Origin of the sequence: Paenarthrobacter sp. NPDC092416 (genome assembly GCF_044755025.1) — a bacterium.
Lineage (GTDB): Bacteria > Actinomycetota > Actinomycetes > Actinomycetales > Micrococcaceae > Arthrobacter.
In genome coordinates, this window is the sequence record NZ_JBIVQG010000006.1 from 82,624 (window position 1) to 96,595 (window position 13,972).

Below are 13,972 nucleotides of genomic sequence, written 5' to 3' on the forward strand. Positions count from 1 at the left end.
AGTTGGTCGTTGGACTTACACCTAACCGGCCGACACCGCCGGACAACAAAACATTGGGGGAACGGGAATGAAGAAAACCGCAGCACTGGCGCTTGCCTTGGTGATCGGCACGGCACTTGCAGGATGCTCAGGAGGGTCGTCAGGCTCCCCCCAAGTGAAGTCCTCCGAGACTGCGGCCACCCAGCGCACGGTGGTTCCCGACGTCGCTGGCAAGCCCTTCGCCGACGCCAAAGCACAGCTGGCCGCCGCAGGGTTGACTGTCACGGTAGCCGGTCCCGAGGGAACTCCGTGGGCCAAGCTGGAGCCGGGCAAGCATGTCTCTGCCGTGTCAACGAACCCCGCAGCGGGCTCGGAGACCGACGCCAAAACGGTCACCGTGGTTGTGGACCTCACCGAGGCCGATCAGCAGATCATGAACGACGCCGTTGCTGCCGCTGACGGTGCTGTCGATGCCGCCAAGACGGCGGCCTCGGAAGCCGCAGCAGCCGCTGAGGCAGCTGCGGCGGCAGCGGCCAGCGCGGCCGCGAGCGCAGGAAAGTAGCCTAGACCACGGCTTTCCTGTTCAACCCGAGCAGGGCAGCTTGCGTCCCCGTCCCGCTCTTGGGCAAGTACGTGAACAACCTGAGAGCGGGGAATTGTGGGACGGCGAGGACCATCGGGGCGAAGCTGAGCCTGCCCATGGTGTGGTGCTCATACACAACGTCCACATGGTAGGAATCCCCCACCACCTGGCGTTCCCACAGTTCACGGAAGGCCTCGGAGACCTCGCAAAGGTCGCGCGCCATGACATCGAACCGGGGGTCGTCAGGGAACTTGGCGGACTGCGCGCGGAACTGGGCCACCATGGAACGGGCCATCATTTCCTTATGGACATGCGGCCTGGCCAATTCCGGGTCGGTGAAGAACCGTTGCAGGCAGCTCTCGCCGACGCGGGTGTCAAAAGTATCCCCGGCGGCGGTATTCATTGCCACAACCACCCAGAACGGGTCTGCGATGTAGCTGGGGTTCGCCATGGCATCCACTAGTTGCTGCAGGAGTGCCAACTGGTGGCAGTCGGCGTCGAACGGCCGGCCTTGTGCCGCGCCGGAAACCGGGCTTCCGGCCGAACCGCGTGACTGGTCTGCTGAGCGGATCGCGGGCACTGCCCGGCGCCCCGACGCAAGCCGGCGGACGTAGGTCCGATCCTCCGGACCGAGCTGAAGTGCGTTCGAAATCGCGTCCAGGATCTCCTCGGAGGCCCCGATAGCCCGGCCCTGCTCCAGCCATGTGTACCAGGACACCCCCACGTTGGCCAGGACGGCGACCTCTTCACGCCTGAGCCCGGGAGTCCGGCGTCGTGAGCTGGCCGGCAACCCGACGTCCTCGGGCCGGGTCTGTTCCCGGCGCGTGCGGAAGAACTCGCCCAAGCGCGCGTGGTTGGAGCGCGTCTGGGTTGATGGGTGCTGATCGGTACGCATGGTTCTCCACTAATGACGAGCGTCCGGCCGGCCACTGGGGCCGGCCGGACGAACCGGTGAGCGGAATCCGAACCGCGGATCCCGAGGATTCCTGGTGACGGAATCGGTTATTGCAGAACTGGCTCCTGCTCAGAAGCAGCCGGCTCCTGAGCAGAGGCAGCACGCTCCTGTTCGGAGCGGATGTCCAGCTGCGCGTATTCCTCCGAAGCCAGGCGGGTGGCGTCCGCCGGACTCATGCGCGGCTGGAGGTTGAACAGAGACGCGATCTGCTCCAGCCGTTCCTCCACTGAACCTGAAACGACGTGGAACGGGATGCCCAGCTCGTCCATGGTCTGCTGCAGGATGGCGTCAGACATGTTCCGGAACTGGTCGTTGACGGGACGGTGACCGTCAGCCGAGAGCGGGAGCTCGTTCTTCAGGTGCACGAAGACGTCGAAGGAATTCTGCACGTGCCTCTTGAAGCTGTTGCCAAGGCTCGTCATGACTTCCTCGAAGAAGACCAGCTCCGGCGTCTTCTCCACTGTTTCTCCCGCAGAAAGGTGCGCGGAGGCGCTGGGGTTCAAACCGAGCGAAACCCGCACGGATCCGTAGATCCATTCCTGCAGGGAGGACCCGTCCGAAATGAAGCCGTCCGAGAGTTTGTCTTCGTATACGGCCCGTTCCACGTGGCGGGTCACGATCATCTGGATGAGTTCCGCTGCCGTGCATTCCTCGAGTGTCTTGCCCGGAGCGGCTTCAGGAAGGATTTCCCGCATGGTCCTGGCCCTGGTCCGGGGCAGCCCGGTGTAGTGGGAAAGGGCCATGGACGTGAACGTCTTGCCCGAGGAGTAGGTACCCGAAATGCCGATGCGCACTGCGGCCGCCTTAGTCGTTGACGAGCTGGAGGGTTCCCGCGGCGCTGAGCTTGCCGGCGAACTCGATGGCGGCGTCGCTCAGGTCAGCTTCGGCGACCTTGCGCGTGCCGTCCACGTCCCCGTTCAGGACAGTGGGCGCGAAGCGGACGTGCGTGGCGTCCTCGATGCCCACGAAGTTCAGCCAGTCAGCAAAGAACGTGCTGCTGAAGTCCGAGCCGAAGGCTGCCGGTACACCCGGAGCGTAGACGCCGCTGGTGTGGATGGCGAGCGCCTGCTTGCCCTCCAGGAGACCGCGGTAGCCCTGCTCAGGGTCGAAGCCGAAGCTCCAGCCGGGCTGGGTAATGATGTCGATCCACTGCTTCAGGACGTACGGGACGCCGGCGTTCCACATGGGGATATTGAAGACGTAGGCGTCGGCAGCGGCGAACTGGTCGAAAACGGCGCGGGCGGATTCCCACGCGGCCACCTGGTCCGGGGTCTGTGCCTGGCCAGTGAAGACGGCCATCTTGGCGGCGGCGGCGATACGACCGAAAACCGGCAGCGCGCCGTCGTCGAACAAGTTCAGGGTCTCCAGCTCAAAACTCTCGGGACCGGCAGCCTGGACGGAGTCGATGAAGTGCCGGGCCAACCGCAGGGAGTCGCTGTTGGCGTAGCGCGGAGAGGCGTTGATGTGGAGGATGGTAGGCATTGGCTTCCTTTCGAGGCTTTGCTGCGGGGACGCTGTGTGCCCCGTCATCGATCCTCACCCGTCTGCTGGGTGCAGCGTAAGAACGCACTTTCTTGTGCCTAGGGCACCTCAAAGTGCCCTCCCCGGCATGGCTTCCAAACGGCGGAACGGCCCCTAGGATTCTTCCTGTGGAAGAATCCGGACGACCCCAGGGACGCCGCCCCCAGCGACCAAGCCAGGCTGCCTACACAGACATCGACGGCACCGTCACCGCCTACAACACCATCTTCGAGTTCCTTCGTTTCGACGCTGCCGAACGTTCCTGCAGCGCGGACGCCGAGGAGTTCCTGGCCGGCTTGCGTTCTGCCGCCCGGAACGGTGTGCCACGGTCCGTGACCAATGCCCGCTACTTCGGCTGGTGGCGTGGACGGAGCATCAGCGAGGTGGCCCAAACCGGCGAGCGCTGGGCGGATCTTCAGGATGGATCTCCGGACGAATGGCCCTTCCTGGAACCTGTGGCTTCGCTGCTGGACGCGCACTCGCTGTCCGGACGCCGGCTCGTGGCGGTGACGGCGTCGTTCGAGCCGGCTTTGCTACGCGTTCGACGCCGGTGGCCCCACCTTGAGCTGCTGTGCACAATCCCCCGTGTTGCCGACGACCGGTACACCGGGGACCTTGAAAGGGCGCTGGTGGGAGATGCCAAGGCGCAGGCCGTTGCGGCCCACGCAGCGGAACACAACGTGGACCTGGCACGGAGCTTCGCCTACGGAGACCACCATTCGGACCTTGAATTCATGGCCCTGGCGGGCGAATCACTGCTGGTCACTCCTGCCACCGTGGGTTAAGGTTTGCGACACCGTTTCCCGGACCGTAGCAACCCCCAAGTATGCTGTCCCCACCAGTCCATTTGATGAGGAAAGTATTGGGGATATGACTCTCACGGCTGAACAAAAACGCCAGAAGGCCCAGAAGCACTACAACGCTTCCCTGGACCTTTGCCCGGCCCGCCAGCTGCTTGAAGCGATCAGCAGCAAGTGGGTCACGCTGGTGATGCTCGCACTGCAGGATGGGCAACAGCGCCACAGTGATCTCCGCAAGAGGATTCCCGGCGCCAGCCAAAAGATGCTGACGTCCACCCTGCGCTCACTCGAACGTGACGGGCTGGTGGACCGGCACGTTACTGTCTCCGTTCCGGTCCGGACGGACTACGAGCTCACCCCCCGCGGCCATTCGCTGCTCCGGATCATTTTCGAAATGAAGGAATGGGCCGAGGAACACATGGACGACGTCGCCGCGTCACGTATGGAACACGACCGCCACCGGCTGGCCTTCAACTAGCCCCGGGCACGGCATGCACCTGTTTTGCCTGCATCACGCGGGCGGAACCACTGCCAGTTTTGCCAGCTGGCGTTTTGATGGAGTGGAAGTCACCAAGCTCGGCTACCGCGGCAGGGATTTCGGGTCTTTTGGTGCTGCTGCGGATGCCCTGGCCCAACGCATTGAGGCTGCTCCATCCGCACGGATCGCGCTCTACGGCCACAGCATGGGCGCCGTCCTGGCTTTCGAAATCGCCATGCGGCTCCAGCACACCGGCCGTCCAGCGCACGTCTTCCTCGCGGCGGCCCGCCCGCCTTCCGGAAGGTACGACGCCGGGGCTGCCGCAGTTGCCACTGCGGGCGAACTGTCCGGGCGTGCCCGCGAAGTACTCCTTGAGGACCTTACGTTGTTGGCGACGTATCCGGGCAGGCCACCTGCTGGCCAGCTGGAGGTGCCGGCCACCGTCCTATACAGCTCGGACGATCCTCTGGTCCCGGCGTCGGACTCCGTACGCTGGGCAGGCTGGTGTTCAACGCAACCGCGGCTCCATGAGATTCCCGGTGGCCACCTGTTCCATATCGGTCATCCGGGGGTGAAGGCCACTGTAGAAACGACGCTGTCCCCGATGCTGCAGTTGGATCCTGCGGCACCGGGGACAGGGTCATCCGTGGTGGGGAGCTGCTAGGCTCCCGCGCTGACGAGTTCCCGGTCTACTGCGAGCTTTCCCGCAGCGAAGATCGCTGAGATCTCCGCGACCCTCCTGCCCAGGTGCTCGGCAGTGGCGATGTCAGCGGGATGCACGCCTTCGATGCCGACGTCCGAGAAGGTCTGGGCTGCGGCACCGTTGAAGTAGCCAAAGCGGTTGAGGTCGTTTTCGGTGCCCTTGGTGCTCTTCCAGCCCGGGAGCAGACCGAGGTTGATCCAGTTCATGCCGTGCTGCGCAGCAAAGGTGGAGAAGTAGTCCAAGGTGGAGTTCTTGTCCCCGGCCTTGCAGGCAGCGTTGGTGAAGCCGGCACCCAGCTTGTTGTGCCACTTCTGCACGGCCCAGCGGCCTGCGGTTTTCTCTGCGAAGGCATGGAAGGCGGACGGCGCTGTGCCCATGTAGGTCGGCGCTCCGAAGATGATGGCGTCGGCCTGGTCGATGAAGTTCCACGCGTCCTCAGTCAACTCGTCCACCCGCAGGAGTGCCGTGCTGGCACCGGCAGCAGCGGCAGCAGCAACCACTGCGTCCGCCAGGACTTTGGTGTGGCCGGAGCCTGAATAGTAAACAACTGCAATTGCCGGAATGGCCATGGGTGTCCTCACTGTTTGTGCTTGGTTCGAGGGTCTGTTGGGGTCTTGTGAACGGTGGTGGTCAGGACACGGGCTGCAGGGTCAGTTTTCCGCTGACCAGGCCTGCAGCGGCGCGTGCAGTGCCTGCGTCCGCCAGCTCAAATTCGTCCACCCGCACACCGAACTTGTTACTCAGGATCACGGCGGCTTCCACGAGCGAGAGTGAATCGATGTCCAGGTCCGCGAACGAGTCGTCCGGTCCCATGTGGCTGAGCTCGTCCATGGTGGAACGGATGGCATCAACAACGTCCAGTGCAGTAATTTCCATTGGTTTCCCCCTTGTACAAGTGGCCCGGGATGGCCGGTGCCACGGTGGTCCCGCGGGGCGCCGGCCCCACAGGAATCGGTGCGGTCCCTAGTGCGGGTCCACTACCGAAATCGATGGCCATGTCATGGCGATGGCGCCCCATGTTGTTCCGCCGCCGAACGCCGTCAGGACCACCTTGTCGCCAGGGTTCCTGTGGCCTTTGGTTCCGGCGTCGGTCATGGCCAACGGAATCGAAGCTGCGGAGGTGTTCCCCACCCTGTCCAAGTGGACTTCTGCCTTGGATCCCGGGATTCCGGTCACAGAGGCAACGGTGTTCAGGATCCTGAGGTTGGCTTGGTGGGCTATCAGGGAATCCACCTCGGCCGCTGCCCAGCCAACCCTCGCCAGCACGGTTTCCACGGACTCCGACATTGCGGAGACTGCCTGCGTGAAAACCTCCTTGCCCTGCATTTCAAAGAATGCCCCGGCGGTCCGCGGCACCTGGATGAGCGTCTCGCCGTTTCCGTCCGAGTGGAGCGTCGAGGCCAGGATGGCACCCGGCTCGTCGACGGTCCCGGCGGAGAGGTAGGCCGCGCCCGCGCCGTCGCCAAAAATGACCGACGTGGTCCTGTCCGTGGGATCGAGCAACCGGGTGAACGTGTCCGCTCCGATCACGAGCGCCGAGTCCACGGCGCCCGAGGCGATAGCCCAGGTGGCCGTAGCCAAGGCGTACACGAATCCGGAGCAAACAGCGGAGACATCGAAGGCGGCAATGCCGTGCAATCCGAGGTTCGCGGCGACCTTCGGTGCGGTCGCCGGGCAGACTTTGTCCGGCGTCGACGTCGCCACGATCAGCAGCCCAACGGAGTCGACGCCGGCACTTGCCAAGGCGCGACGGGCGGCTGTGGTGGCCAGGACACTGGTACCCTCGGCCTCGACCGAATGGCGTCGTTCCGCGATCCCCGTCCGGCGCCTGATCCATTCATCCGTGGTGTCCATGATGGTGGAGAGGTGATCGTTGGTGACCACTTTTTCGGGCAGGGCACCGCCCAAACCACGGACGACGGCAGCCGGGGCGCTCATTGATCGGCCCCTGCCGGCTGGGCCACAACGTGCGCGGGCAGGCGGTGAGCGACGCTGCAGACGACCTCGCCGCCGTCGAACTTTCCCACGACGTCGGCGCAGCGCCATGATTCGCCGTCCTTCGCGATCAACCGGCTCTTCCGCAGCCGCACGCTCAACCCGGTTCCGTGCCCGCCCCCAATGTTCGGGCCGGAACCGGTGAAAGCGATGCGGGTCTTTCGCATCCACAGCGTGTTGCTGTCGGCGCGGTCCAGGGCGTCGAGCCGGTAGAGCAGGACCTGCCCCAGCTGCAGCGTTGCCACGAAATACTCGATGGCGGACAGTGCCTCGGGGTAGGCAGCTTCCAGGCCGCGGCGCTCGCCCACGGAATGCTGCTGATGGAAAGAGATCTGCGCGTTAGCGGTTCCGTCCGCGGGCTCGAGGACCACGTCACGCAGCGAAACCTGCCGCTCCGCCCAGAGGTCGCCGTAGAGGCGGGTCCCGGCGTCGCCCACCAGGGCATCTTCGGAGGGCGACTGAACCGACGCAAGGCCGAGTTCAGCCGAAGCGTGGGCCAATTCCACAACCGCAGACATGGATGCGACCGAGCATCGCAGGATGGATCGGGTGCCCAGGTCCTGCAGCGTGGCCCGGCAGTCGAGGTCGTCCAAGGCACCCTCAACGGGTTCGCTGCCGCCGGAGATGGTCACGGCTTCCAGGTATGCCTCGGGTAAGAGTTCAGGTGAGTATCGGCTGGCCAGCAAAGCTTCGGCGGCCCTGCAGGCAAGGACCATGACATCCGTGGTGCCCAGATGCGGGGTTTGTTCCGAAGCCCCTTTGACGGACCAGGTTCCCTCCACGCCCAGCGCGGCGCGGGCGGCGAGCACGGACTCGGACAGTGTGTGGTTCACGCGGAGTTGACGCAGCCGCGGGTGCGTTGACTTGTAGCCGTGGCTGAAGAAGCGGCGCCGGCCGTCGCCCAGGAGGTCGTCGATGGACGCGCAGGTCTCGGTGGCGGAGCGTAGGGCAAGTGGCATGGGTGGTCCTTGGTTCGTCATCGGCGGTGATCCAAGGATCCGTCGGGGCGCCGCGCGTAACCAGTGTCCGCGGATGGTGGTGGTACCAACACCACCATCCCGACGCAGGCCAGTAGGCTGGGAATGTTCTGCAAGAACCGCTACGAAGGGACCGAAGTTTTGGCTTACATCACCGTCGGAAACGAAAACAGCACAGAGATCGAGCTCTATTACGAGGATCATGGGACAGGCCAGGCAGTGGTCCTCATCCACGGATATCCGCTGGACGGTTCATCGTGGGAGAAGCAGACCGCGGCATTGCTCGACGCCGGATACCGCGTTGTTACGTACGATCGCCGCGGCTTTGGCAAGTCCAGCAAGCCCACACTGGGCTATGACTACGACACGTTCGCTGCGGACCTCAAGACGATCCTTGAAACCCTGGACCTGAACGACGCCGTTTTGGTGGGCTTCTCCATGGGTACCGGCGAGGTTGCCCGCTACATCAGCACGTACGGTTCCGCGCGAGTTGCCAAGGCCGTGTTCCTCGGCTCGCTGGAACCGTTCCTCCTGAAGACCGATGACAATCCGGACGGCGTCCCGCAGGAAGTCTTCGACGGCCTCGCCGAGTCGGTCAAGGCCGACCGTTACGCCTTCTTCACTGAGTTCTTCAAGAACTTCTACAACAGCGATACTTTCCTGGGCACCGAGCGCCTCAGCCAGGAATCCGTGGAAGCCAGCTGGAATCTCGCCAGCCAGTCGGGTGCCTTCGCGTCGGTTGCCGCCCAGCCCACATGGCTCACGGACTTCCGCGCGGACATCCCCAAGATCGATGTTCCGGCACTCATCGTCCACGGCACAGCGGACAACATCCTGCCGATCGACGTCACGGGCCGACGCTTCAAGGACGCACTCCCCAGCGCAGAGTACGTGGAGATCGAGGGCGCGCCGCACGGCCTGCTGTGGACCCACGGCACCGAGATCAACGAGGCTTTGCTGGGTTTCCTCAAGGCGTAACCCCGGGAGTTTGTGTACAGCAGATGACCCCTTTTAGGGGCGTTGGCTGTACACAAACTCCTACTTTTTGAGCCGGAGCTTCCGGGGCCTCTTCCCGCGGCGCAGGTATGCCTGTTGGGCGGCATCGGCCGCGTTGCGTTCGGCGGCATGCAGAACCCCGTACGTGAAGGCGCTGCTGCCGACGTCGGCCGCTGAAGCCAATGTGAGCAGTTCGGCGCGGGCAACCGCACTGTCCTGGTGCTCGCCGAGAATTCTCTGGACGGTGTGGCTTTCTTCTGCCAGCTTCGCGGCACGCTTGCCGTGAATGCTCTCGACGGCGGCCGCGGCGAAGCGCAGCTTCTTGGCGGACTTGCGGACATCGTGAAATGCCGTGTCGCGTGACGGTCCGACGGCGGCACCCACCGCGGTGTCGTGACGTTTACCGAGTCGTTTAGCGGCCTTGTTGACGAGTTTCGCCGTCGACTTGCGGGCAGGCTTTGTTGCTCGCGGCGACAACCCCGGGGACTCGATGAAGGCATCGAGATCGTCCAACAGCCGGAAGTACCTTGGGCTGGTGAGTCGGGTCCGGATAGCTGCCATCGCGGTATCCCCCCGGACCCCCATTCGCTCGTCCAGTTCGTCATGGATTGGGCCCAACACCAGCTTTCCGGGAAGTTCGTTCAGGTCGCGGCGCAGCCTTTCGTGAAGGACCTCTACGTCGCGGAAGCGCCCCAGGGTTTTGGCAAGCGACTTCAGCTCGGCCTCCAGCGACCGAACCGGGGCCTTCTTGAAGAGCCTTCGATAACTGTGCAGCACCGAGCGGATTCTCCGGGTAGCGGACCGCATCTTGTGAACGGAATCCTCCCGGCCCAATCTGACGTGCGAATCCCTGCGGAGAAGTTCGGCGACTTGTGCGTCCAAGTAGTCCAGGACCGGACTAACTGCGGGCCCATTGCGTTTGGGGGCATCGCGTCCGGTTCCGCGTAACTGCGGCCACGAATCCCCCAACGCCCGGGCCAACGTGGGGGCGTGGCTGCTGGGTGTTGCCCCAGCCTGGCTGAACCGGGCTGCGGCGGCGTCGAGGAAAACGTCTGCCGCGCCGTCATCTGTTGCGCTTGCCAGCGCCACCTCCCACACCCGCCATTGAAGGTCGCTGCCTTCTCCTACAGAAGCGTGTGCCTGCACGTGGTCGTCCACGAAGTCCGCCATCCGCCCGCCGTCCTCCTGGTACAGGGCGTAGATGGTGCGCTCGGTGGAGAGCCTGGCGACAGCGGTCACCGCGTGTCCTCGGGAGTAGGCGAGCACGCGGTCCATCAGTTCCACCGGCACAGTGTCGGCTTGGCCCAGTGGTGCGTGGAATTCCGTCCGTTTGCCGGCACTGTGGGGGATTTTGAGGTCCCATCCAGCGTCGGGACCGCCGGTCCTGCGGCCCAAGGTTATCCCTCGGACGGCCAAGGCCAAGTCACGGGTGTCGAAGTAGACAGCTTCCAAGCTGTGGCGGGCAGGTTCGCCTACCCGATGGACGCCGTCGATCTTCGCGAGCTCGGGAAGATCGGCGGACTCACCGGCGTCGAACTTCCGCTCGGCCTCCACACTGCTGGATGGTGTCATTGCCGTGATCCTCCCTAAGTAAACTTATCAATTTCTGGTCACTTACCGTTGGAGCCCCGCATCGTAGGCCACGTATCCCGGGCGCAGCGTCACCTTCTGCGGACCCATCATGCCAATGTCTTCCCATAAAACCAGGAACGATCCTCGGTGCCACCATCGCAGGAGTTGCGCCACAGGCCACGGCTGGGTGAGACCCTGCCGCTCAAAGCCCAAGAACGACGACGCCGTCCTGGGACTCACCACGATGCCCACCAGCCGGGCCTGGCTCAGAAGCTGCGTGGGTGCAGAGTCCAGTGCGAACCGGACATCCGAGACCTCACCCAGTCGCCCTCCTCCACTGTCCGCAACATCGCTGCCCAGCACGTCAGTCAGGATCATGGCGACCTCCCGGAATCCGACCGATCACATGCGTTTGCAGCCATCTCTCCACCCACGAGGCGTCCAGGGAGTCCGAGCGGACTCCGAGCTGAACCACGGTGCCAACCCCGGCTACCGCGTCCCACGAGACGCGAATCAGCCTGCTCGACGGCGGCCTGCCGCCAAAGATTCGCGTGCCCAGCACCGGACCGGTCAGGAAAGCTGTGATGTGCGGCGGCGGTGTGCCTTCGGGAATCGGTTCGCCAAGCGGGGGCCCGCTCAACTCGACGTCGTCAACGGTGGTGACGGGTACGCCGTCGACGTCCAACATCTGACGGTCCAGCAAGTGCAGTTGGGCGTCGAGCACCAACCCGGCCGGACGCGGCGCAGGTTTGAGTTCCTTGGGCTGGATGTTTCGCTTGGCAGCGCTCATGCGCCTGCTCCCGTCGCAATCATGAGAGGTATGGCCGCCAGTGAGGCAACCAGGATGATCACCAGGTACATCAGCCCCATGACATTCACGGCCCGCCCATTCACATGCTCTCCCATGTATTGGGGGTCGTTCGCCACGATCAGGATGGGCAAATAGGTTAGCGGGAGGGCAATTGCCGAGAACACCACCGAGTACTCGGTTACCAGGATGGGATCGACGCCCGTGGCCAAAATCGCAATACCCGCCAGCAGGCAAACAATCATGGCCATGTGGAAGCGTGCAGCCTGCGCCGGGCGGCGGAACTTGCCCCACGACCACCCGAAGAATTGCGCCAGCGTGTAGCCGCTTGAAAGCGTAGTCTCCAATGCCGCACCGAACGTAGCGGCCACGACCCCCAGAATCAGGACAGCCAAGGCCAGCTGGCCACCGGCCTGCGCGACGGGCAGCGCGACCTGGGAAAGCGTCGTGACGCTGATCCCGGCAGGCAAGAGTACGACGGCGGCGCATGCGGCGATCGCGACCGACAGGAACCCACCGAGTGGGAAACCGAGGAGGACGTTGATGCGGGACTGGATCAGGTCCTTGACCTTCCAACGTTCCTCAACGGCGCCCGATGAGAAGAAGAACACCTCGTAGGGCGTCATAGCGGCGCCGAAGAGGGCGATGGCGTAGTACCAATACACGCCGGAGTTCTCTTCTTGCGGCACCGACGGGGTGAAGGCCTGGGCCGCAAGAACACCCCAATCAGGCTTGAGAAGAAACAGCGCGACCGTAAAGATCACCAGAGAGAGACCCATGAGCCCCGTGACGTTCTCCATGATGCTGAACTTCACCCGCCAAATCACCAACCACACGGCCAGCAAGGCAAACGGAACCCAGAGCAGGTAAGCCACGCCACTGGCCAACTGCAGCGCTAAGGCGATACCGCCGATCTCAGCCGTAACAGTCATCAGGTTGATCAGGAAGGAGGCTCCCAGATTGGCCAGCCCGGCTCGTGGTCCCATCCGTTCTCGAATGACCTCAAAGGTTGCCCGGCCCGAGACTGCGGCCACCCTTCCGGACATATTCGCAAACAGGCAGATTCCCACGACGCCGACAACCACCACCCATGCCAAGGAAAGTCCGAAGCGCGAACCCACTACAGCATTGGTCACCAAGTCCCCGATATCAACAAAGCCCCCGATCGCCGTCAGGATGCCAAGCGCAACACCGAGGAGGCGTTTCACCGGATGCCGGCCTTGGCCATCAGCGTGTGAAGTTGATCGTCTGCTCGCCGCAGTTCACCCAGAATCTCCGGCAGTTGGCCGGGCTGCTTGATCCCGGACTCACCCGAAGGGACGGTCATGGCATCGCGGGCGTGCAGGATGGAGCGGGCGACGACGGAGAACGCGGCCAACATGTCATCTCGGAGCCCCCGCTCCTCTTGAATCAGCGCAATGCTTTCAACCTCGTCGATGGCGGACTCGACTTCGCCCAGCATGTCGTCGGCAACCGTAGTGCCGGCCGCCGCCGTCGTGCGGTCGCTGCTGCGGAGGTCCACGGCAAGGGTCGTTGCCCGCACGGCTGCGGAGACCGACTTGGCGGGCCCTTCCAGGGCGTCAGCAGCAGGCCGGGGCGAGCACGCGGCCAGCGCGCCCGCGAGTACCGCCAGCATCACAAGAGTTGCCGCCAGGGCCCTTCCGGACCGGATCACGATGGCTGCGGAATCTCGCAACCCGCCTGCGGGTCCATGCCCAGGTAATTCAAGGGGCCGGCGACGATGTTCAGGGCAATGGTGGCGAATTGGGAACACTGAGCAGGTGGCGAGGTGTAGTAGCCGCGCTGCCCCGCTGCCACCGCCCCAACGATGAGCCATACCACCACGATCAGCCCAAGAATAGAACCGATTCGCATCACTTTCTCCATCGACAGACGAGTGTGCTCAGTTATTAGTAAGCATACTGATAAATCGATACCAGACAACAGATGCAGCCGCGGCCCGATGCGGATCGGACCGCGGCTACACCAGGAGATGTCAGTCCGTAGGGTTTGCCTCAGTTGTCAGGGCGCGATCATCGCCTACCTGCTCATCCTCTTCCTCAGCAGGTCCTGGCGGACTGGCCGATTCACTGGCTCCCGCGTCGGACGCATCGTCCGGACCGTCCGGACCGTCCGGACCGTCCTTGGATGACGGTTCCGCAGGCACGAGGTCGCTGGTTTCGGGAGTCTCAAAATCCCGCGGAATGGGATGATCTGTCGCCGAAATTCCGTCCCGAATCTCATTTTGTCCGGTGGCTTCGGCTGGTTCGGTGGTCATTCGGGTTCAGTCCTCATACTCGAGACCGGCCCCTGCCCAGGACCCAGCCCAAGAGGGCAACGACAAGCAGGATAATTCCCACCCAGAGCAGGAAGCTAAGGGCTTGGTTGAATCCGCCAACAAGCAACAAGACGATCGCGATAACGCCGGCGATGATGAGAAGTGTGTTCATTTAGCTACGCATCCCTTCAATGAATTTTATGTATTCAAGAAGGCGTCCGCTGGGACCCCGAAAGGTTCCACCCAGGCCAACGGGCACCGAAAAGGAGATTGCTCTCCACCTCGCTTACGCGCCCCAACCCACGAGGGTTCGAACGGGCCGAGCCC

At 63.8% G+C, this 13,972-nt stretch carries 20 protein-coding genes; 5 read left to right on the top strand and 15 right to left on the bottom strand.

All coding sequences use genetic code 11. The features are described 5' to 3' along the window. Window positions 1-67 precede the first annotated feature (67 nt). On the top strand, window positions 68-541 hold the full coding sequence (locus ACIQC5_RS12820) for a PASTA domain-containing protein (RefSeq protein WP_400282625.1): 474 nt from the start codon (window positions 68-70) through the stop codon (window positions 539-541). Window position 542: 1 nt separating this feature from the next. Here ACIQC5_RS12820 and ACIQC5_RS12825 read toward each other — a convergent pair whose 3' ends face one another. The 3 genes from ACIQC5_RS12825 to ACIQC5_RS12835 form a co-directional block, all read right to left on the bottom strand. Next, entirely contained in the window at window positions 543-1,457 is a 915-nt protein-coding gene (locus ACIQC5_RS12825; RefSeq protein WP_400282628.1) for a helix-turn-helix transcriptional regulator, read from the bottom strand. 107 nt (window positions 1,458-1,564) lie between these two features. After that, window positions 1,565-2,311, bottom strand: a complete 747-nt coding sequence (locus ACIQC5_RS12830; RefSeq protein ID WP_400282630.1) for an AAA family ATPase — start codon at window positions 2,309-2,311, stop codon at window positions 1,565-1,567. Window positions 2,312-2,321: 10 nt separating this feature from the next. Further along, window positions 2,322-2,999, bottom strand: coding sequence for an FMN-dependent NADH-azoreductase (locus ACIQC5_RS12835; protein ID WP_400282633.1), 678 nt, complete (start codon window positions 2,997-2,999; stop codon window positions 2,322-2,324). Between the two features lie 167 nt (window positions 3,000-3,166). On the opposite strand from ACIQC5_RS12835, the gene ACIQC5_RS12840 reads away from it, so the two are divergent. The 3 genes from ACIQC5_RS12840 (at window position 3,167) to ACIQC5_RS12850 (ending at window position 4,980) form a co-directional block, all read left to right on the top strand. Beyond that, window positions 3,167-3,823, top strand: coding sequence for an HAD family hydrolase (locus ACIQC5_RS12840; protein ID WP_400282636.1), 657 nt, complete (start codon window positions 3,167-3,169; stop codon window positions 3,821-3,823). Between the two features lie 85 nt (window positions 3,824-3,908). After that, window positions 3,909-4,316, top strand: coding sequence for a winged helix-turn-helix transcriptional regulator (locus ACIQC5_RS12845; protein ID WP_400282639.1), 408 nt, complete (start codon window positions 3,909-3,911; stop codon window positions 4,314-4,316). 13 nt (window positions 4,317-4,329) lie between these two features. Next, window positions 4,330-4,980 (top strand): thioesterase II family protein, encoded by a 651-nt coding sequence (locus tag ACIQC5_RS12850; RefSeq protein WP_400282642.1) that lies wholly within the window; start codon window positions 4,330-4,332, stop codon window positions 4,978-4,980. Here the strand turns inward: ACIQC5_RS12850 and ACIQC5_RS12855 are convergent. The 4 genes from ACIQC5_RS12855 to ACIQC5_RS12870 all read right to left on the bottom strand — a co-directional run bounded on the left by ACIQC5_RS12855 (window position 4,977) and on the right by ACIQC5_RS12870 (window position 7,973). Next, entirely contained in the window at window positions 4,977-5,588 is a 612-nt protein-coding gene (locus ACIQC5_RS12855) for an NAD(P)H-dependent oxidoreductase (RefSeq protein ID WP_400282645.1), read from the bottom strand. The two genes, ACIQC5_RS12850 and ACIQC5_RS12855, sit on opposite strands and share 4 nt — an antisense overlap. 61 nt (window positions 5,589-5,649) lie before the next feature. Beyond that, the gene (locus tag ACIQC5_RS12860) at window positions 5,650-5,895 is read right to left on the bottom strand and encodes an acyl carrier protein (protein ID WP_400282647.1); all 246 of its coding nucleotides are present in this window, start codon (window positions 5,893-5,895) and stop codon (window positions 5,650-5,652) included. A gap of 87 nt (window positions 5,896-5,982) precedes the next feature. Next, window positions 5,983-6,957 carry a beta-ketoacyl-ACP synthase III gene (locus ACIQC5_RS12865; RefSeq protein ID WP_400282650.1) on the bottom strand — a complete coding sequence of 325 codons (975 nt, stop codon included), beginning with the start codon at window positions 6,955-6,957 and terminating at the stop codon, window positions 5,983-5,985. Further along, a complete protein-coding gene (locus ACIQC5_RS12870) occupies window positions 6,954-7,973 on the bottom strand; it encodes an AvrD family protein (protein ID WP_400282653.1) in 1,020 nt (339 codons plus the stop codon). The genes ACIQC5_RS12865 and ACIQC5_RS12870 overlap by 4 nt, the downstream gene beginning before the upstream one ends. Window positions 7,974-8,132: 159 nt before the next feature. Here ACIQC5_RS12870 and ACIQC5_RS12875 point away from each other — a divergent pair, with 159 nt between their 5' ends. Then, complete coding sequence (locus ACIQC5_RS12875; protein WP_400283217.1) at window positions 8,133-8,969, top strand: alpha/beta fold hydrolase; 837 nt, start codon at window positions 8,133-8,135, stop codon at window positions 8,967-8,969. 60 nt (window positions 8,970-9,029) lie between these two features. Here ACIQC5_RS12875 and ACIQC5_RS12880 read toward each other — a convergent pair whose 3' ends face one another. The 8 genes from ACIQC5_RS12880 to ACIQC5_RS12915 all read right to left on the bottom strand — a co-directional run bounded on the left by ACIQC5_RS12880 (window position 9,030) and on the right by ACIQC5_RS12915 (window position 13,817). Continuing rightward, a complete protein-coding gene (locus ACIQC5_RS12880) occupies window positions 9,030-10,559 on the bottom strand; it encodes a CHAD domain-containing protein (protein ID WP_400282655.1) in 1,530 nt (509 codons plus the stop codon). A 42-nt stretch (window positions 10,560-10,601) separates the two neighbouring features. Continuing rightward, window positions 10,602-10,937 carry a PRC-barrel domain-containing protein gene (locus ACIQC5_RS12885; RefSeq protein WP_400282659.1) on the bottom strand — a complete coding sequence of 112 codons (336 nt, stop codon included), beginning with the start codon at window positions 10,935-10,937 and terminating at the stop codon, window positions 10,602-10,604. Continuing rightward, window positions 10,924-11,349, bottom strand: coding sequence for a hypothetical protein (locus ACIQC5_RS12890; protein ID WP_400282661.1), 426 nt, complete (start codon window positions 11,347-11,349; stop codon window positions 10,924-10,926). The genes ACIQC5_RS12885 and ACIQC5_RS12890 overlap by 14 nt, the downstream gene beginning before the upstream one ends. After that, a complete protein-coding gene (locus ACIQC5_RS12895; RefSeq protein WP_400282664.1) occupies window positions 11,346-12,575 on the bottom strand; it encodes an Nramp family divalent metal transporter in 1,230 nt (409 codons plus the stop codon). Before ACIQC5_RS12895 ends, ACIQC5_RS12890 begins: the two co-directional genes overlap by 4 nt. After that, window positions 12,572-13,063, bottom strand: coding sequence for a hypothetical protein (locus tag ACIQC5_RS12900; RefSeq protein WP_400282666.1), 492 nt, complete (start codon window positions 13,061-13,063; stop codon window positions 12,572-12,574). Before ACIQC5_RS12900 ends, ACIQC5_RS12895 begins: the two co-directional genes overlap by 4 nt. Further along, on the bottom strand, window positions 13,039-13,242 hold the full coding sequence (locus tag ACIQC5_RS12905) for a hypothetical protein (RefSeq protein WP_400282668.1): 204 nt from the start codon (window positions 13,240-13,242) through the stop codon (window positions 13,039-13,041). The genes ACIQC5_RS12900 and ACIQC5_RS12905 overlap by 25 nt, the downstream gene beginning before the upstream one ends. Window positions 13,243-13,363: 121 nt before the next feature. Then, window positions 13,364-13,645, bottom strand: coding sequence for a hypothetical protein (locus ACIQC5_RS12910; protein WP_400282671.1), 282 nt, complete (start codon window positions 13,643-13,645; stop codon window positions 13,364-13,366). A 13-nt stretch (window positions 13,646-13,658) separates the two neighbouring features. Continuing rightward, window positions 13,659-13,817, bottom strand: a complete 159-nt coding sequence (locus ACIQC5_RS12915) for a hypothetical protein (RefSeq protein WP_400282674.1) — start codon at window positions 13,815-13,817, stop codon at window positions 13,659-13,661. Window positions 13,818-13,972: the final 155 nt, after the last annotated feature.